This window comes from Mycolicibacterium elephantis DSM 44368 (genome assembly GCF_004014805.1).
GTDB classification, from domain to species: domain Bacteria; phylum Actinomycetota; class Actinomycetes; order Mycobacteriales; family Mycobacteriaceae; genus Mycobacterium; species Mycobacterium elephantis.
In genome coordinates this window covers 148,862-165,287 of the sequence record NZ_ATDN01000034.1, presented here as the reverse complement: position 1 = coordinate 165,287, position 16,426 = coordinate 148,862, and the positions used below count along the sequence as shown (strand labels likewise).

The window sequence follows — 16,426 nt, the reverse complement described above, 5'->3', positions numbered from 1 at the left end:
CGCGGGCGCGCCTTTGGTAACACGCCAGCCCAGGCGGCCGCGAGGTGATCCACCCGCTCTGATCTGTGTCATAGGAAGAATGCTTCGCCGGTGGGTTTGTCGCCGGCCCAGGTCGCGCCGAGCAGCGCGAGGGTGGCCGCCACTACCTGATGGATTGCCACCGAGGAATCGCGGCGGTCCCACCCCCAGCCGCCAGCGTCGCCGATCGGCCGTTTCTGGGCTCCCATCACCGCATTGGTCAACGACTGCTGCCCGCGGTGGGTTAGGGTCCCTGCGTTCATGCGGGTTTCGAACAGCAGGCAGCCCTTGGCCATGTCACGGGCGTTGGTGCGGCGCAACTCGATTCGCCGTGGCTTCAGCTCGGGAATCAACTGCGCCGCCGGTGAGTAGTCGTCAATGACTACCTCGCAGGTATCGGTCGCTGCGGCGACGATCCACTCCACGGCGCTAGCGACATCGGTTCCGGCCCATAATTCCTCGACGTGCGCCCGGTCATCGACCATCCAGCACGCGACCACCGAAATGTGTAGCGAGTGCGACATGTCGACACCGAACGCATCCGGCGACACATCTAAACCCGGGCTATCGGCGCGCAGCTTCTCCCACGCCGATTCCGTGATGATCGGAACATGCCGCGCGGTGGTGGGCGGCCACATCGACAGCCGCTCAGCCTGAAACTGCTCGACGGGCAGAATCGCCCGGTCATCAATGATGGCCTGCAGCGGGATGCGTCCCGCCGCGACAGCGGGATTGACCCGCACCCACATAGCCTGGTCGTCAACGTCGTGGCCCCAGTCGGCGCACCATTCCCACCACGCCAGCCGCGGGTTGAGGCCGCTGTGGGCGGTGGCTCGCATCGCACCGAACGCTGCGGCGTCATGTGTCACTCCCGGCGCGGTACCGAAATAGATCGACTGCGCTCTAGGGCGTGAGAACACCGTCGGCGCCAGCGCACCCACCTCGGCGGCCGGCAAGTCCTCGGCCTCGTCAACGATGAGACGATCCAGCGACAGCCCGCGACCCACCGAGGCCGAGCGCGTGGAAAACGAGATCCGCGCACCAGAGTCCAGTTCGACGTATTCCGCGCCGATCATCTGCGAGTGCCGTCGCACCCGGCCCGCAAGATCGGGGTGCGACTGGATCACGTTCCACAGTCGGCGAAACGCATCACTTGAGGTCCGCACCGAATGCGCAGTGTGCAAGATCTGCTCGCCGAGTTCGAACAATCCGAACAACTCCAGCGCGATCAGGATTTGCCCTTTACCGTTCTGCCGCGACACCACCAGACCGGCCTGCGACGCCGACCAGCCGCCATCGGTTTCGCGCAGCACCCCGCGAATGATGTCGGCCTGCCACTCATCCAGCGGCACCCCGTAGCCGGTGGCCAGGTCGATGCAATCCTGCCCGGTTGCCTCGTCCCCGGCGGGCACCCGCGAGAACGTCGGCTCGGTCGTGACGGTGGCAGCAGACACTTTCAGGCGCCCCGCTTCCGACGCCGTGCCGCGATCTCATCGAGCTTCGACGTGCCCTGTACGGGTGTCAGCGACGCCAGCGCCGCCACTGTCTGCCGGTACTCACGCGACACCGCCGCAAGGTCACGCGGCGTGGTCTGCGGATCATTCAAGACTTCTTCGAGGCGGTCGCGAAGCGCCTCCAGACGTGCCCTATCGCCGTCAGAAGCCGCGTTGTCAGGCTGCGCCATTTCGACCCTCCAGATTTATCCCTATGACGAGAGGTGGAACGTGACGCGCCCGATCTGAGTGCATCCCCACCCTGGTGTTCATCGAGGTCACCACCACTTCCGGTTGGTGATGAAGCTGACGCCGGGGCGTGGGTTGTGGGTGCCGTTGCAGCGCGGGCAGGGCACGCCTTGGGGGCAGCGTGGCGTGTTGGTTGGTGTGCGCGGATTGTCGGGCTTGAGGGTGACGCCGTAGCGGGCGGCGGTGGCGATGGCGATGGCGTCGATGCGGTCGGAGCGCAGCCGGTTACAGGCTCTGTGTGCGCTGGCGACGTTGTCGGGGTCGTGTTCGGGGCCGCCGTTGGCGACTTGCCAGAGGTGGTCGACTTGAAAGCTCAGTGGGTCGAGGTGGTGGGCTTGGTAGTCGATGTCGCCGCCGCAGAGGTGGCACGGTCTGGCCTCGCGTCGGAGTGTGGCGCGGATACGTTTGCGTCGAGCGTCGTTCTCGCGGCGTGGTCGTGGGTTCATCGTGTGTGTTCCTGTCGGTGGTGCCCCGAGCCCGAGAGCGCGCAAGCAAGACGCGCGTGTGTCGGGCTCGGGGCGTGACGCGCGAGGACCACCTGCAGCGCGTCGGCTCGCCCGCGCGGCGGCCCAGGAGGAATCACCGCGCGGCGAAGTTCATCGTCGTGTCCAGTGCTCGGGGTAGAGGGGTTGGCGGTGGCGGCCTTGGTCGTCGGTGGCTGCTCCGCTTTTGAGGTTGGCCACCGTGGGTGTGGGCTGCTCGTCTTGGTCGGTGGCATCAGGTTGGTTGGTCACACGGTCTCCTCAACGCGGCGGAACGGGTTGGGCTGAGGCGGGTCTGGGACAAGCTCGCCGTCGACCGTGGTGTGTCGGGATGCGCGGGCGTCCTCGAATGCGTCCCATGTCGTTTCGCACCAGGTGCGGAGGCGTTCGGTGGCCTCGGCGACGGTGCGTAGTTCGGCGCTGCTGTAGAGCTTGAACCAGGCTGAGCGTCGGTGTGGGCCGTTGGTGCGCCAGATGTTGTGTGCGTCATCTACGGCGAGTTGGTCGCTGCCGCAGTAGAGGGCGCGGCCACGCAACGCGGTGAGGCGGGTGGTCAGTCGCGTGCCGCCATCGGGTCGCGGGATCACGCGGGCTTCGCTGTTGTGCGCGAGTAGGTCGGTGACCGCGGCGATACGGTCGAGGGCGTCGACGTGGGTGCCGATGGACTGCCACAGTGCCAGCGTCTTCGGGGTGGCGATGTTGAGGAACGACTCAGGTGTGTGGCCGTGAATGTCGATGTTCTCGGCGATGGCGGCGATACCGGCGATGTGTTCATCGAATGCCGGGCGCAGCGAGTCGAGGATCTGGTCTGCGCCGCCGTTGACCAGTTCTCTGCGGAACCGCGACATCACTGCTCTTTCGGCTTCGCGCTGGGTGCGCTGAGCGTGATCGGCTTGGGCGGCTTGTGTTCCGGCCAGATCGAACGCGGACTGAATCTTGGCGGCGGTGGCCTTGCCTGCTGCGGCGGCGTCAGCTAGTCCGGCCAGCGGGTCGCCGGCGGGCTTGTTGGCGGCGGCGTGAATCTCCTCGGCGGCCGTCAACAGATTGGTCAGGGTGTCGGGCAGTGTCCCACCGGCAGTGGTGACTGCGCGGTTCAGGACGCGGGCGTCGGTGCGGGTGAATGCCATTGTGGGTGGTCCTCTCAGGTGTTATGGCGTTTGGTGGTTAGTCGCGGGCTTTCGGCTGACGCCACGACTCGGGGTAGGCCGTTTCGGCGGGTTCGCGGACTTCCTCGAGCAGCGCGTCGAGCTCGGCAGCGGAAAGCTCTGCCAGGTATTGCTTGACCATCGCGAGCAGCACTTCGCGGCCGGCCTGCTCGTCGCGGGTGCGGGCGAACTCTCGAACACCGTCCAGCAGCACCATCACGGGGTCGCGCTCTGTGGTGTCCTGCTCGGTTTCAGCCATCTGTTCGTGTCCTTTTCGCGTCGGCGTATTCGGTGACGGTGGCGCGGTTGAAGATCCACCGTCCGGCGATACGTTGGCCGTCGAGGTCGGAGGCGATTCGGCGGATGTAGCGGGTGCTGCACCCGAGAATCTTTGCGGCTTCGTCGGTGTCGATCGCTTCTATTGATTCTTGTTGGGGCACTGTGGAATCGGTTCCGCACACGGAACTTGTGAGCTGTTGGTGCAGCTTGCGCAGCCATGCGGGAACCGGAGCGCCGCATAGCAAGCGGCGCCGCACTGTTTCCGCTACGCAATAGCGCACCGCTCGGAACTGCTCGTGATCAAGCTGCACCACGGCTTCGCCCCGGCGCGGCGTCATAGTGCTGCCTTCTTCGGGCGCCCAGCGGGTTTGGGTGGCGGTGGCCACACACGCCCCGCGACAACACCATGCGGGCGGCTTGACTTCGGCAGTGAATCAACCCACGCGCGGCATTCCTCGAGCTGTGGGCAGGCGTTGCAGAGGCGCATCGCTTCGCGCTGTTGGTTTTCCCGTTCGATTGGGTCTGGGTCGTCCGCATCGAACAGATACGGCTGGCGACGGCACAACGCTTTCGGCAGACGCGGAGCGCGACGCAGAACCGCGGACAAGAGTTCGACCCACGGCGGACCGCCTTTATCGGCCATGTTTTCCACCCCCAACCGGGAGGGAGAAGCGACCTGGTCGGCGCGGGCAGCACCCGGTGGCGGCCACGGGTAGCCAGTGCCGCCCGTCGCACAGCGGGCAGACCACCTGGTAGAGGCGGCGGCCATCGCCGAGCTGGCGACGGGCTATCACTTTGGCGGGCCGCCTCATGATGCACCGCCGTTGTCGAGGTTGCCGTGACGGACCTTGGTGGTGCACAAGTCACAGCGCCCGGTGTCGCTGCGCGCCGGCGCGCGTGAGCATTCGGGGCACAGCGGTGAACGGTCACCGTTGCGGACCTTGGCCAGTGTTTGCTGGACACGTTCGGTCTGGCCGGGTGTCGATGGGGTGAGCCCGCCGGGGGCCGCTTGTTGTGCCCTCGAGGGGCGTAACTCGGTATCAGTGGGCACAACCGTACTGTCGGGTGGTGTTTGTGCAGGTGGCACTTGGTTTGCCCTGTTGTGCCCTTTGGGATCGTGTGGGCACAACTGGGCATATCTGGCGTGACCTGCGTGGATGGACGCTCTGTCGCCTGTTGTGTCTGTTGTGCCCTCCGATACGGAAGGCTGGGCGCGACCGTTTGGTGCATCGTCGCGGGTCTGCTCGGGCAGGGACCAGACCGACGTTGCTGGCATTCCCTCGTAGCTGATCGTGACGCCGAGGCGGTTGCGGGCGCGGCGGAGCATCTTGTCGCTGATTCCGGCCTTGGCGGCTTCCCGTTTGGCGTCGGCGGAACGGGCGCGTGGACCCTCTTGGGCGAGGTAGTCGCGGAGCCAGCGTTCGGCGTCGGCGCGGTCTTGGGAATCGGTGCCGTGGTCGGTGTCGTAAGCGTCGGCGATGTGCTCGCGGGCGGTGCGCTCAGACTCCCCGGCGTAGGTCAACAAGGGCACGGTGCCGTCGCCGTCCTCGGTGGCCGGGAAGTGCTGAACCGCGGTGATCGTGAACGCTGAGGCCGGAATCGGCGCAGCGGTGTTCATCTTCTCGGGGCCGACGACCAGGCGGCCATCGTCATCGATCTGGGCGTAGAGCGTCATGCGCGCTTTCTTGCGCAGTTCGCCCGTCGCGCCATAGCGGTCACGAGCGTTGGCCGAGGCGACACGGTTGGTGTGGCAGAGCAGCAGAACCGCGGCGTCGGTTGCGGTGGCCAGTTCGCGCCATGGGTGCAAGGCTTGGCGGGCCTGTTGCGGGTCGCGCACCGGTAGGCCGGGTGGGACGGTGTCGAGCCAAGCGTCGACCACGACTAGCGCGGGGGGCGGGTCGGCTTGTTCGATCAGGTGGAGGTCGCGCGGGAATGTCGGCGCTCCGCTGCCGTCGTCCTCGGTACAGATGACCTGGATTCGGGTCAGGTCTGCCCCCGCGACCTCCAAACGGGGCCGCACGGTGGGGGACCAATCGTCCTCGGTGAAAACGAGGATGACGTGCTGTGGGTCGCGCTCGGGGATGCCGAACTCGGGAAGCGGTTTGCCCGTGGTGACGGCTGCGACGATCCACACCCACAGCAGCGACTTGCCGATACCCTCGTCACCGACCAGCAGGCTGATCGACGCCAGGGGCAGCCTGCCTTTGGCAAGCCATCGGGCTTGCGCGGCGGGCCGTAGGTCAGTGGCCCGCCACAGGCGTGGCATGCCATCGGTGAGCGACACCAGTTGCTCAAGAGTCTTCCCGGCGGCGATGTGGTCGGCAGCATCCTTACCAGTTGCCGCCTCCACCACCGCAACTGACGCGGCGATACCGTCCAGCAGCTCGGCCACCTGGGCGGCGTGCTTGCGGCCGGCCTCGTCTCTATCGGCCACGACGATGACACGCTTACCGCGCAGCGGTGACCAGTCGAACTTGTGCGCCTTCCCGGCGCCCATCGCCGGGCACACGGCCGCACCGCCTACGGATTCGACTGCCAGCACGTCCTTTTCGCCTTCGCACACGTAAACCGTTTCGGCGGTCCCGATGCGGTCGGCGCGGTAAAGGGCAGTGCCTTGAGTTTCACCCTTCTGAAAGAACCGCTTGTCGGGGGTGCGGTGCACCCGGCGACCATCGGGATACTCGTAGACCGATTCGCGGCGGTCATCGAACAAGTCGCACAGCTCGAGCCGGACCGCAGCCAGGACGTCAGGGGTCTGGCAGCCAGCATGGCAATACACCAGCACCGAACCGTCAATCGCGGTGACAGACAGCGACGCTCGACCATCGTCGTGAGCTGGACACTGGGCTTGTGCCTTGCCGTGGCCATTCTCGGTGATAGTGCTGCCGTAGTCGCGAAGCGCGTCGACTAGACGCTCGTAGGCGGTTGAATTAGGCATCGGCCACCGCCTCGGCATCGCGGAGACGGCCAGGGTGCGCGAGAGCCCGCCGTAGCGGCTGGCCGGTCACACCGTTGATGCATTGCGTACCGGGTGAGGCACCGCAATCGGCGCACGCGATGTTGAACGGCGCGGTAAACGTTGTGTATCCATTACACTTGGCATATCCGTTGGTGCGGTGTTGTGGAGAGGGTCGGCCCTGTTGCGGCGGGGCCGGCTTTCTGCTTTTCGTCATCGACCCGTGCCACCGCTCGTTTCGGATCGCCGTCCGGGGCGTAGCAATTCAGCTATCCGCTCCCGCTGCTCTGCCGACAAAGGCGGCGCTTCCGCGAGAACGCGCTGCACGTAATCTTCTAGGCGAAGCGCGCGTAGCTCGACCCGCTTGTCGATGACCAGCGGGTCATCAGGACCGAGCTTCTTGCAAAGGTTGGCGTGCTCTGAGCGAGCTTTCGTCCAGGGCTTGGACATTCACGGCCTCCGAGGCAGCAATCAGCTGCCCGAGGATGCCCGGACAAAATGTCGAAAGCGGAGACGCAGCCGATAGTGCTTGCGCTCGCAGTGGGTAACGCTACCCCAATCTAGGGCTGGGTTAGTGAAGGTTGTCGAGGTACAGCGTGTCGAGCCCCTGGTCTGCTGCAGCATTCAGGAGCGCTTGCAGGTTTTCTTGACGCAGTTGCAGTGTGCGCCCACACCTGTCGCACCTTCGGTCATACCGATCTCGCAACAAGTCGCTTTCTACCTGCCGGCTTGCTGGCCATGTGATTGGTTCATCACCCTCGAGCTGCTGTTGCCCATGCGGGTCGGTCGGCACCCACTTGCGGGCTGCGGGAAAGGATCGCAGCAGCCGGAACCTGTCGAGGAAATCGGCAGTGCCATCCTGTACTCCGTGGGCGCAAACGAGCTTGACGGATTGGACACTCATCGCTGATTCCATTCGATGCGCACGCTTTCAGGGTCGAATCCGGGGCCGGGCCGAGTCCGGTCGATGATGACGCGGATACCGAGCGCTTCGAGCACCGCTCGACGCTGCGCCACGGTCATCTCGTCCCACCGTTCTTGAGCGGTAGGACTTGCCAGCGGACGTAACGAGTCAAGGTCAAGGGATACAACCAGTTCCGCGCGGCGCTTCTCGGCGTCGTCGAGGTCAGGTTGAAGCTTCGCGGTGATGCGCCGCAACTGCTCTGCGGTGATGGCGCCCTCGGCGAACGCGTCCGCGGCATCGGCCAGTCTGCGGTTCAGTTCATCGACCCGCTCGGACCACCGCCGTGCTTCCTGGTCGTCGCCGATTAGCCATTCCAGGGCATCGGGCATCGCCAGGCGTCCAATGACCAGCCGGGTGACTAACTGGTCCACCATCGGCTCAGAGCGCCCTACGCATCCCTTGTCGTCGCAGACGTACAGGTCGAGCGGGCGGCCGTGCTTGCCGCGTTTGGTGACGGCGCGCAGCTTCGACCCGCACACACCACACGCGCCTATCCCCCACGACAGCAGATGTTTCCGCGCCCCTGGGCGTGCCACACCGTTGGTCCTTCTGGTCGGCGCAGTGAGCAGCGCCACGACCTTCTCGTGTTTGGCGCGGTCGACGATGGGCGGCCAGCACCCGTCGAACCGTTCCTCGTCGGGTTGGCCGCGATGATGCACCCTCTGGGCGATGTTGGATTCGCGTATCGCGAGCTTCTTGACGCTAGTCTTGCCCCACCGCGCGGCCTTCGGTGCGGGTTCCCCTCGATCGTTTAGCGACTCGGTGATACTCCGGAGAGTCTCGCCAGCGAGCAGGCGGTCGACAATCTCGCGTACCACCTCGGCCTCATGCGGGTGCTCGGACCACGTCGCTGTGGACCCGGTGCCGTGTTTGATCCACCCGTAGCCGAGGTCGCCGGATGGCCGACCAGACCGGGCACGCCGCGCAGCAGCGGCCGTAATGCGCTCCGACTTGATCTCTGACTCCCACGTCGCCAGCGCGCCCTGTATGTCCACCCAAGTTCGGCCGGCCGCCGTGGACAGGTCGTAGTCGCCGCCCTGCGCCTCGGAGACGTTGACCTTGCACGCGTGGAACGCGTCGATGAACTCGGCGCGCTCGCGGCGATTTCTCGTCATGCGAGTCAGGTGGTACACGATCACCCGGTCGATTTTGCGGTCACGCGCCAGCTTCAGGACTTTCTGATACGCGGGTCGGTTCGCGCCGCGGAACGCCGAGATGTCGTTGTCAGAGTGCTCGGCGACGATTTTGTAGCCGCGCGCTATCGCGAAGGTGCGAGCGTGTTCTAGCTGGTCAGCGACCCCGAGAGCCTTGCCGGTGGCGTCCTGGCTGATGCGCGCGTAGAGAGCTACCCGCTCAACCGTTGACGTATTCACGGTTCAAAGCCTACGGTATTTCCCGGCGGGGTCGGCAAGACCTGGCAGGAAGGCGATTTCGAGCAGCTGCTCGACCACGTCATCACGCGCGTGTTCGACGTCTACGGCGACTCGACGGTGGTCTATCCCGGCCACGGCGACGACACCACGCTGGGAACCGAGCGCCCGCACCTGGGTGAGTGGCGCGAACGCGGCTGGTGACCTGCGGTCGCATCCTGTGACCCGGGACCAATGGGTGACGGCGTTGGCCTAGGCTGATGCCACACGACCTAGCGAAATTCGTGATGGCGATTGCGACAGTTGCGAGGAGACACGGATGAATACCGCACAGTTGGAAAAGGTGCGCAGCGGCACTGGATTCATCGCTGCGCTGGACCAGAGCGGCGGCAGCACGCCCAAGGCGCTGAAGCTGTACGGCATTCCGGAGGACGACTACTCCGGCGAAGACGAGATGTTCGACCTGGTGCACCAGATGCGCACCCGCATCATCACCAGCCCCGCCTTCGACGGCGATCGCATCGTGGGCGCGATCCTCTTCGAGAACACAATGGACCGTGAAGTCGAGGGGCGCCAGACCGCGGACTATCTGTGGAACGTCAAGAACATCGTTCCGTTCCTCAAGATCGACAAGGGCCTGGCCGAGGAGAAGGACGGCGCCCAGATGATGAAGCCGATGCCCGGCCTCGACGAGCTGCTGGACCGCGCCGTCGAGAAAGGCATCTTCGGCACCAAGGAGCGCTCGGTCATCAAGCTGCCCGGTGCCGGTCTGGACGCCGTGGTGGCGCAGCAGTTCGAGGTCGCCCAGCAGGTGCTGGCCAAGGGGCTGGTCCCGATCATCGAGCCCGAGATCGACATCCACAGCCCCCGCAAGGCCGAAGCCGAGGACCAGCTCAACGCCGCGCTGCTCGACAGCGTCAACCAACTCGGTGACGACCAGCTGGTCATGCTCAAGCTGACCCTGCCCGACACCGACAACCTGTACAAACAGCTCGTCGACCATCCGAAGGTGCTGCGGGTGGTAGCGCTGTCGGGCGGCTACAGCCGCGAGGTCGCCAACGAGAAGCTGGCCCGCAACAACGGCGTCATCGCGAGCTTCTCGCGGGCGCTGACCGAGGGTCTGACCGCTCAGCAGAGCGACGAGGAGTTCAACGCCACCCTCGATCAGGCGATCGCCGCCATCGCCAAGGCCTCCGCCACCTGAGTTCGGTTCGGGGCCTCGCAGCGGCGCTGCCCGCCGGCGCGCTGCTCGCCCTGGCCTTTCCCGCGCCGTCGTTGTGGTGGCTGGCGTGGGTCGGCGTGGTCCCGCTACTGCTGGTCGTGCGCGCGGCGCCGACCGCGGTCCAGGGCGCCGCACGCGCCTGGGCCGGAATGTCCGGCTTCGTGCTGGCCGCGCAGTACTGGCTGTGGCCGAGCGCCGGACCGCTGCTGGTGGTGCTGGCCGCGGCGCTCGGCGCGCTGTGGCTGCCGTGGGGGTGGGCCGCGCACCGCCTGCTCAGCGGTCAGGTCGCGACCCGCGGGGTGCTCGCCGCCGTCGTCGTGCTGCCCAGCGTGTGGGTGCTCGCCGAAGCCGTGCGGTCGTGGGACCGGTTGGGTGGGCCGTGGGCGTTGCTCGGGGCGTCGCAGTGGAACCAGCCCGCGACGCTGGCTCCGGCGTCCGCGGGCGGCGTCTGGCTGGTCAGCTTCCTGATCGTCGCCGCCAACACCGCGGTCGTGGGCGCGGTGCTGTTGCGCTCGGTCCGGGCCGTTGCGTTGCCCGCCGCGATCGTGGCCGCCGGCCCGCTGTGGTTCTGGTCGGGCCCGGCGCCCGCGGACCAACCGGCGGTGCGCGTCGCGCTCGTGCAGCCCGGCGACATCACCGACGGCGCCGCACGTCAGGCCGCCGGCGAGACGTTGACGCGGGAGCTCACCGGGCAGCGGCTCGACCTCGTGGTCTGGGGTGAGAGCAGCGTCGTCGTCGACCTGAACAGCGATCCCGAAGTCGGCGCGCGGCTCGCCGAACTGTCCCGCCGGGTCGGGGCCGGCCTGCTGGTCAACGTCGACGCGCGCGCTGCGTCGGGCGGGATCTACAAGTCCGCGGCGCTGATCGAGCCCGACGGCGTGCGCGGCACGTACGCGAAGACGCGGCTGGTCCCGTTCGGCGAATACGTGCCGTTTCGGTCGGTGCTCGGCTGGGCCACCCGGCACACCGACGCCGCCGCGGAAGACCGTCGCCGCGGCGGCGGACCGGTCGTGCTACACACGGACGCTCTCGCGGTCGGGCCGCTGATCAGCTTCGAGGCGCTGTTCTCCGACCTGCCGCGGCGGCTGGTGAACATGGGGGCCGACCTGCTGGCGTACCAGAGCGCGACGTCGACCTATCAGAACAGCTGGGCCCAGCCGCAGTTGGCGAGCATGATCGCCGTCCACGCCGTCGAAGTCGGGCATCCGGCGGTGCACGCCGCGACGTCGGGGGTCAGTTCGGCGTTCGACGCCGACGGACGCCGGCTGGGCTGGCTTGAGGCCGCTGACCGCGGCGTCGCCGTCGTCGATGTTCCGCTGAACTCGCGGACCACCGGCTACCAGCGCTTCGGCGACTGGGTGATCGTGATGGCGTTGCTGATTATTACGGCGTGGTGTGCACGATCAGCACGTCGGTCTTGGCGCGGCGCGCCACGTTAGCGGGCACCGAACCGAGCAACCGCCCGGCGATGGTGGACAGCCCGACGTTGCCGACCACCACCAGGTCGGCCTTCACCTCTTCGGCCAGTTCGACAAGCGCGTCGACCGGCGCGCCGACGATCGCCTTCTCCTCGACGTTCTTGGCACCGGCCTGCTGTGCGCGTTCACGTGCCTCGCGGAGGATGGCGTAGATGGGCGCGTTGCCGGCCATCTTGTAGCCCTCGTCCTTGAGCACGTCGGCGGCGCGTTGGTCTTCCTCTTGCGGGAAATACGCCGTCGCGACGATCAATCTGGCGTTTTCTCCAGCGATATGGCCGGCCTTCTCCACCGCGCGCAGCGATGAATCGGATCCGTCCGTGCCAACCACGACGGTCTGATAGGCGCTCATCCATATCCTCCCAGTGTCAATTTCAACGCCACCCGAGACAGTAACCCTTTCGGACCCGAACACGGGTGCGAATCACCACACATGAATACCATTCGCACTGCCATTGTGGTGTGCTCTTGCCGGCAAAATCACCTCGCGACGGTGCACGTGACCTGCCCTACACCCGGCAATGTCCCTGTCGGAGAACGTGTGTCGCGGCGGACCGAAACACCGGCCCGGCAAAACCCAGCCGGTCGATTTCGTTGGCGCGCCAAAATCGTCAGAAGTACAAATTTTTCAATTCGATGGGCGCGGTTTGGTATTCAAATTTTCGATGGCAGATAACGCCGGGGTGGTTTCCGCGCCGTCAGCCGGGTAACCCGGTGGGCATGGCAGCCCCAACCGCCGCGGATTTCGTGCCCGACACCACCGACCTCGACGAGTTGGCGGCGTCCGCGCAGGGCTGTAAGGGGTGCGACCTGTACCTGGACGCCACCCAGGCGGTGTTCGGCGCCGGTTCGGCCGAAGCGGAGATGGTATTGGTCGGCGAACAGCCCGGTGACCAGGAGGACAAGGCGGGCGCCCCATTTGTCGGGCCCGCCGGGCGCCTTCTCGACAGAGCGCTTGTGGCCGCCGGGATCGAGCGCGACCGCCTCTATGTCACCAATGCGGTCAAGCACTTCAAGTTCACGCTGCCCGAACGCGGTAAGCGCCGCATCCACAAGAAGCCCAGCCGCACCGAGGTGGTGGCGTGCCGGCCGTGGCTGATCCAAGAACTGATGGCGCTGCAACCCGATGTGGTCGTGCTGATGGGGGCAACCGCCGCACAGTCGTTGCTGGGCAGTACTTTTCGTCTGACCGCACACCGCCGTGAGGCATTGAGCCTGCCGCGCGGGGCGGACACCGACATCCTTGACTTCGACCCGCGGGTGACGGTCACCGTCCACCCGTCGTCAGTGCTGCGCGGACCGCCGACCGAGCGGGAGAAGGCGTTCGACGCGTTGGTGTCCGACCTGCGTTTCGCCGCCGGACTCCTACCGCAGACCGACCGCTAGCAGACGGCCGGCGGCACCCACATCGAGACGGCGGGCGGAACCCATGCGCACGGACCGTCGTAGCGCGGACCGTCCCAGCCCGTGTGCCGCCATTCGTGACGCCAGTCGTCCCAGTCGTCATCCCAATGTGGCCGGTCGAGCTTCCACGTCACGCCTGGCGAATTGGGAACCGTTTGATCGGCGCTGGCCACACCCGCACCGATACCGAGGGCCGTGAAGCCCAGCACGCCGACCATCGCCGCTCCGGCTCCGAGCATCCTCACATTCACGATAAATCCCTTACTGCTGCGTCAAATTCACTTTCCGACCCGGATCAATCGTAACGCCGTCGGTCCGTCGTCGCGACGCGGTTTCCCGCCGACGTGTCGCGGAGAACGATCAGCAAAGCCGCCCACCCACGCCCGGACATGTGCTGAACAGCGCTGTGCTGCAGGGCAATTCGTATCGCGCAGTTTGCGAGCGGGAATGCGTGGGTCGCCCATCGTTCGCGAAATAGCATTCCGGGCGGTGAAATCGGCTGGCTAGCAACCCGGAATGCTATTTCGCGGGGACAGGCGTGCTCCCGGTTGTCGGCCGCTGCGCACGGACGCGACGACACCGCACGCCGCCAGCGCGGCAAACGCCGCGAACAGCCAGCGCGCCGGTGTCGCGTCGCCGGTCTCGGTCAGGTTGACCACCACGCCGGCCAGCCCGGCGCCCAGTGCCCCGCTGATCAGCTGGACGGTGTTGATCGCAGCCGCCGCAGCCGGGCCCTCCGCCGGATCGTCCACACGGCTCATCGCCCACGCCGACAGGTGCGGCCAGGCCATGCCCACCCCCGCCCCGGTGACGAACAGCGCGACCGCCCACATCGCGACGCGGCCGGCCGACGCGTCGTCGGACATCGTCACCGCGGTCAGGGCCAGGCCGGTGGCCATCACCAGCGGCGCGATCGCCACCGTGCGTCGGATGGTGCGGTCGGTGCGCAGCGAGGCGCTGCCGATCTCGCTCGCGGTCCAGCCGATCGCCAGGCCGGCCCCGAGAAACCCGGCCGCGACCGGGGTCAGGTGCGCTAGCCGCTGACCGAACAGCGGCACGTACATGTCGGCCATCGTCGCGGCCATCAGGACACCGAGCGTCAGGTAGATCCACTTCAGCGGCCCGGAGCGGAAGACGCTCGGCGGCAGCACCGCGGCGGCGCGCCGCCGGTCGACGTAGAGGAACGCCGCGACGAGGGCGCCGGCGAGAACCAGCAACCCGGTGGTGGCCCGCACGTCGCGGAGCACGCCGGCGACACTCACCGCCAGCGCGGCAAGGCCGAGCAGCACCAGCGACCACACCGGAACGGGCGTCGTGTTGACCTCGTCGGCGGCGTCGTTGCGCACCGGCAACGCGACGGGAACCAGCAGCGCCATCGCGGCGGTGAGGATTGCCAGTACACCGAACGCCCAACGCCACGAACCGAATTGAGCAAACAGCCCGCCGGCGGCCGGGCCGAGCAGGGTGCCGACCCCCCACATCGCCGACACCAGCGCCGACGCCTTGGTCCACAGCGTGTATGGCAGCACGGTGTTGATGACGGCGTAGCCCAGACCCGCGAGCAGGCCACCGGCGAAACCCTGCACCGTGCGCCCCACGAGCAGGGCCTCCATCGTCGGCGCGACGGCGCACGCCACGCTGCCCCCGCCGAACACGGTGAGCGCGAACAGATACGACCGCTGCGGGCCGAACCGCAACAGGGTCGAATGCACGGTGGTGGCGGCCACCACCGACGCCACCAGATACACCGTGGTCACCCAGGCGTACAACCGGTGCCCGCCGATCTCGGCGACGGCGCTGGGCATCAGGCTGATGGTCAGGAACTCGTTGGTCGCATACAACGCGACGCCGCCTGCGAGCACGGTCGAGGCGCCGAGGTTGCCCTGGCCCAGCAATGCACGCCAACTGCCCGCAGTGGTCGGCGCTTCGTCGGTCACGTGGTCACGTTACGAGCTCAACTCAAGTTGAGGTCAACTCCTCGCTTCGGGGCCTGTGGAGCGGTCAGCCGGCGGGGGCGATCACCCCGTAGTGGCCGTCGTAGCGGCGATACAGCACGCCCGCGCGGCCCTGGGCGGCGTCGATGAAGAACAGAAACGGCAGCCCCAGCAGGCCGAGCCGCTCGGTGGCCTGTTCGACGGTGATGCATGGCGGCGGCGTCGAGCTGAGTGTCACCGGCCGCTCGAAGGGCGCCAGCTTCTCCGCGGGTACCGGGGCGACCTGCGCGACGCGGTAGCCGTCGCCGTCGCGGTAGATGACGCTGGCCATCCCGGTGCCCTTCTCGGTGAACAGGTGAAAGTCGTAGTCGAGCAGCTCCATTTCCGTGGCCGCCTCGTCGACGGTGCAGGCCGCGAGCGTGTAGGACTTGCGCCGGATGATCTTGCGCTCCTCCGGTGGAATCTCCACATAGGGCGGCCGCTCGGCGAGGTTGTTCTGGGCGACACTCGTCTGCTGGTTGTTGCGTCGGTCCTCCCAGATCTCGGCGGCTTGCCGCAGCCGACGGCGCAGGCGATCGTCGAGCCGGTCAATCGCCTCGCGCGCGGTGTCGCCCTGCGCCTGGGCCCGGATCAGCCTGCCGTCCACGTCGAGGTTCGCCTGCGCGATCACCGGGTGCTCCTGGGCCGGGTTGCCGTGCTTGGTGAGTTTGACGTGTGCGTGCTTGATGGGCCGGTGCGCATACCGATCCAAGGTCGAGATCTTCTCTTTCGCGTAGTCGGCGGCCCCGGGCAGTTGACCGCGGATCGTCACCTCGACATCGAAGCCCCGCGTGGTATCGGTTGATTCGCTCATGCCTTCGTTCTACGCGACCGGGCGCCCCGGCGCGAGGGCCGAAGGTCACCCGACCGCACAACCTGCGTCACACATCAGGCGGCACGCGGCATCTCACCGCCGGACTCCACCGCAGTGTCCGTTTGCCCCGCGGACGTGGGCCGCCAGCCCGCGTAGGCGAGGTAGAGCCCGATCAGACCCAGCACCGCGTAGACGAACCGCCAGACTCCGACCGCACCGATCATCTGATCGCCGAGGTCGGCGAACACACCCGGAAACGCCATCAGCAAAATCGCCTCTGCCGTCAGTAACCACCCCAGCACCGAGACGATGATCGCGGCGGGCTCTCGCCAGAACTGGTGGAAGGCCAGGATGGTGAGGCCGCCGAGCAAGCCGAAGGCACCGGTTATCCAGGGCCAGACCGCGCTGCCGGTGAACTCCGACAGGAGCGCGGGCATGTCGTTGGCGCGGACCACCACCGTGATGGCGGCTATGGTGAGAAACGGTCCCAACACGCGGGCGAATGCCCGGGTGCGCCGTTGAGACATGACAGTCATCGATTCCTCCCTTCGGATGCGTCCATCCGATCACCGCGCCGCATCC

Annotated in this window: 19 protein-coding genes and 1 pseudogene; 4 read left to right on the top strand and 16 right to left on the bottom strand. The window is 66.9% G+C overall.

Features of this window, described 5'->3' with window-relative positions:
- Window positions 1-68: 68 nt before the first annotated feature.
- The 11 genes from MELE44368_RS20420 to MELE44368_RS20370 all read right to left on the bottom strand — a co-directional run bounded on the left by MELE44368_RS20420 (window position 69) and on the right by MELE44368_RS20370 (window position 8,959).
- Window positions 69-1,472 (bottom strand): terminase large subunit domain-containing protein, encoded by a 1,404-nt coding sequence (locus MELE44368_RS20420; protein WP_128110170.1) that lies wholly within the window; start codon window positions 1,470-1,472, stop codon window positions 69-71.
- 2 nt (window positions 1,473-1,474) lie between these two features.
- Window positions 1,475-1,702, bottom strand: a complete 228-nt coding sequence (locus tag MELE44368_RS20415; RefSeq protein ID WP_128110169.1) for a hypothetical protein — start codon at window positions 1,700-1,702, stop codon at window positions 1,475-1,477.
- 87 nt (window positions 1,703-1,789) lie between these two features.
- Window positions 1,790-2,206: an HNH endonuclease gene (locus MELE44368_RS20410; RefSeq protein ID WP_128110168.1), complete on the bottom strand. Its 417-nt coding sequence runs from the start codon at window positions 2,204-2,206 to the stop codon at window positions 1,790-1,792.
- Window positions 2,207-2,356: 150 nt separating this feature from the next.
- The gene (locus tag MELE44368_RS26755; protein ID WP_164890177.1) at window positions 2,357-2,494 is read right to left on the bottom strand and encodes a hypothetical protein; all 138 of its coding nucleotides are present in this window, start codon (window positions 2,492-2,494) and stop codon (window positions 2,357-2,359) included.
- The gene (locus MELE44368_RS20405) at window positions 2,491-3,369 is read right to left on the bottom strand and encodes a hypothetical protein (protein ID WP_128110167.1); all 879 of its coding nucleotides are present in this window, start codon (window positions 3,367-3,369) and stop codon (window positions 2,491-2,493) included. The genes MELE44368_RS26755 and MELE44368_RS20405 overlap by 4 nt, the downstream gene beginning before the upstream one ends.
- 37 nt (window positions 3,370-3,406) lie before the next feature.
- Window positions 3,407-3,646 carry a hypothetical protein gene (locus tag MELE44368_RS20400; RefSeq protein ID WP_128110166.1) on the bottom strand — a complete coding sequence of 80 codons (240 nt, stop codon included), beginning with the start codon at window positions 3,644-3,646 and terminating at the stop codon, window positions 3,407-3,409.
- Complete coding sequence (locus tag MELE44368_RS20395; protein WP_164890163.1) at window positions 3,639-4,052, bottom strand: helix-turn-helix domain-containing protein; 414 nt, start codon at window positions 4,050-4,052, stop codon at window positions 3,639-3,641. Before MELE44368_RS20395 ends, MELE44368_RS20400 begins: the two co-directional genes overlap by 8 nt.
- Window positions 4,001-4,309 carry a WhiB family transcriptional regulator gene (locus MELE44368_RS20390; protein ID WP_128110229.1) on the bottom strand — a complete coding sequence of 103 codons (309 nt, stop codon included), beginning with the start codon at window positions 4,307-4,309 and terminating at the stop codon, window positions 4,001-4,003. Before MELE44368_RS20390 ends, MELE44368_RS20395 begins: the two co-directional genes overlap by 52 nt.
- Window positions 4,310-4,474: 165 nt before the next feature.
- Window positions 4,475-6,604, bottom strand: a complete 2,130-nt coding sequence (locus MELE44368_RS20385) for an AAA family ATPase (protein WP_241566704.1) — start codon at window positions 6,602-6,604, stop codon at window positions 4,475-4,477.
- Window positions 6,597-6,839: a zinc finger domain-containing protein gene (locus MELE44368_RS27605; protein ID WP_441338870.1), complete on the bottom strand. Its 243-nt coding sequence runs from the start codon at window positions 6,837-6,839 to the stop codon at window positions 6,597-6,599. Before MELE44368_RS27605 ends, MELE44368_RS20385 begins: the two co-directional genes overlap by 8 nt.
- 683 nt (window positions 6,840-7,522) lie before the next feature.
- A complete protein-coding gene (locus MELE44368_RS20370; RefSeq protein WP_128110163.1) occupies window positions 7,523-8,959 on the bottom strand; it encodes a recombinase family protein in 1,437 nt (478 codons plus the stop codon).
- A 15-nt stretch (window positions 8,960-8,974) separates the two neighbouring features.
- Here MELE44368_RS20370 and MELE44368_RS20365 point away from each other — a divergent pair.
- The 3 genes and pseudogenes from MELE44368_RS20365 to lnt all read left to right on the top strand — a co-directional run.
- Window positions 8,975-9,160: pseudogene (locus MELE44368_RS20365) on the top strand (hydrolase); the annotation flags it as partial.
- A gap of 115 nt (window positions 9,161-9,275) precedes the next feature.
- The gene (locus MELE44368_RS20360; RefSeq protein WP_128110161.1) at window positions 9,276-10,160 is read left to right on the top strand and encodes a fructose bisphosphate aldolase; all 885 of its coding nucleotides are present in this window, start codon (window positions 9,276-9,278) and stop codon (window positions 10,158-10,160) included.
- Between the two features lie 26 nt (window positions 10,161-10,186).
- Window positions 10,187-11,617 carry an apolipoprotein N-acyltransferase gene (lnt, locus tag MELE44368_RS20355; protein ID WP_128110160.1) on the top strand — a complete coding sequence of 477 codons (1,431 nt, stop codon included), beginning with the start codon at window positions 10,187-10,189 and terminating at the stop codon, window positions 11,615-11,617.
- Here the strand turns inward: lnt and MELE44368_RS20350 are convergent.
- Complete coding sequence (locus MELE44368_RS20350; protein WP_128110159.1) at window positions 11,562-12,005, bottom strand: universal stress protein; 444 nt, start codon at window positions 12,003-12,005, stop codon at window positions 11,562-11,564. The genes lnt and MELE44368_RS20350 overlap by 56 nt on opposite strands.
- Before the next feature lie 368 nt (window positions 12,006-12,373).
- On the opposite strand from MELE44368_RS20350, the gene MELE44368_RS20345 reads away from it, so the two are divergent.
- Window positions 12,374-13,039, top strand: a complete 666-nt coding sequence (locus MELE44368_RS20345) for a UdgX family uracil-DNA binding protein (protein WP_128110158.1) — start codon at window positions 12,374-12,376, stop codon at window positions 13,037-13,039.
- Here the strand turns inward: MELE44368_RS20345 and MELE44368_RS20340 are convergent.
- The 4 genes from MELE44368_RS20340 to MELE44368_RS20325 all read right to left on the bottom strand — a co-directional run bounded on the left by MELE44368_RS20340 (window position 13,036) and on the right by MELE44368_RS20325 (window position 16,380).
- On the bottom strand, window positions 13,036-13,296 hold the full coding sequence (locus tag MELE44368_RS20340; RefSeq protein ID WP_241566703.1) for a hypothetical protein: 261 nt from the start codon (window positions 13,294-13,296) through the stop codon (window positions 13,036-13,038). The two genes, MELE44368_RS20345 and MELE44368_RS20340, sit on opposite strands and share 4 nt — an antisense overlap.
- Before the next feature lie 264 nt (window positions 13,297-13,560).
- Window positions 13,561-14,994, bottom strand: a complete 1,434-nt coding sequence (locus tag MELE44368_RS20335) for an MFS transporter (protein ID WP_128110156.1) — start codon at window positions 14,992-14,994, stop codon at window positions 13,561-13,563.
- Window positions 14,995-15,058: 64 nt separating this feature from the next.
- Window positions 15,059-15,844 (bottom strand): ribosome hibernation promotion factor, encoded by a 786-nt coding sequence (locus MELE44368_RS20330; RefSeq protein ID WP_128110155.1) that lies wholly within the window; start codon window positions 15,842-15,844, stop codon window positions 15,059-15,061.
- A gap of 74 nt (window positions 15,845-15,918) precedes the next feature.
- Complete coding sequence (locus MELE44368_RS20325; RefSeq protein ID WP_128110154.1) at window positions 15,919-16,380, bottom strand: hypothetical protein; 462 nt, start codon at window positions 16,378-16,380, stop codon at window positions 15,919-15,921.
- Window positions 16,381-16,426 lie beyond the last annotated feature (46 nt).

What these genes read in the sequence shown, in the direction of transcription:
- MELE44368_RS20415 (WP_128110169.1), bottom strand. Translation starts at nt 1,702, where the DNA reads ATGGCGCAGCCTGACAACGCGGCTTCTGACGGCGATAGGGCACGTCTG.
- MELE44368_RS20410 (WP_128110168.1), bottom strand. Translation starts at nt 2,206, where the DNA reads ATGAACCCACGACCACGCCGCGAGAACGACGCTCGACGCAAACGTATC.
- MELE44368_RS20405 (WP_128110167.1), bottom strand. Translation starts at nt 3,369, where the DNA reads ATGGCATTCACCCGCACCGACGCCCGCGTCCTGAACCGCGCAGTCACC.
- MELE44368_RS20400 (WP_128110166.1), bottom strand. Translation starts at nt 3,646, where the DNA reads ATGGCTGAAACCGAGCAGGACACCACAGAGCGCGACCCCGTGATGGTG.
- MELE44368_RS20390 (WP_128110229.1), bottom strand. Translation starts at nt 4,309, where the DNA reads ATGGCCGATAAAGGCGGTCCGCCGTGGGTCGAACTCTTGTCCGCGGTT.
- MELE44368_RS20385 (WP_241566704.1), bottom strand. Translation starts at nt 6,604, where the DNA reads ATGCCTAATTCAACCGCCTACGAGCGTCTAGTCGACGCGCTTCGCGAC.
- MELE44368_RS27605 (WP_441338870.1), bottom strand. Translation starts at nt 6,839, where the DNA reads ATGACGAAAAGCAGAAAGCCGGCCCCGCCGCAACAGGGCCGACCCTCT.
- MELE44368_RS20360 (WP_128110161.1), top strand. Translation starts at nt 9,276, where the DNA reads ATGAATACCGCACAGTTGGAAAAGGTGCGCAGCGGCACTGGATTCATC.
- MELE44368_RS20350 (WP_128110159.1), bottom strand. Translation starts at nt 12,005, where the DNA reads ATGAGCGCCTATCAGACCGTCGTGGTTGGCACGGACGGATCCGATTCA.
- MELE44368_RS20345 (WP_128110158.1), top strand. Translation starts at nt 12,374, where the DNA reads ATGGCAGCCCCAACCGCCGCGGATTTCGTGCCCGACACCACCGACCTC.
- MELE44368_RS20340 (WP_241566703.1), bottom strand. Translation starts at nt 13,296, where the DNA reads ATGCTCGGAGCCGGAGCGGCGATGGTCGGCGTGCTGGGCTTCACGGCC.
- MELE44368_RS20330 (WP_128110155.1), bottom strand. Translation starts at nt 15,844, where the DNA reads ATGAGCGAATCAACCGATACCACGCGGGGCTTCGATGTCGAGGTGACG.
- MELE44368_RS20325 (WP_128110154.1), bottom strand. Translation starts at nt 16,380, where the DNA reads ATGACTGTCATGTCTCAACGGCGCACCCGGGCATTCGCCCGCGTGTTG.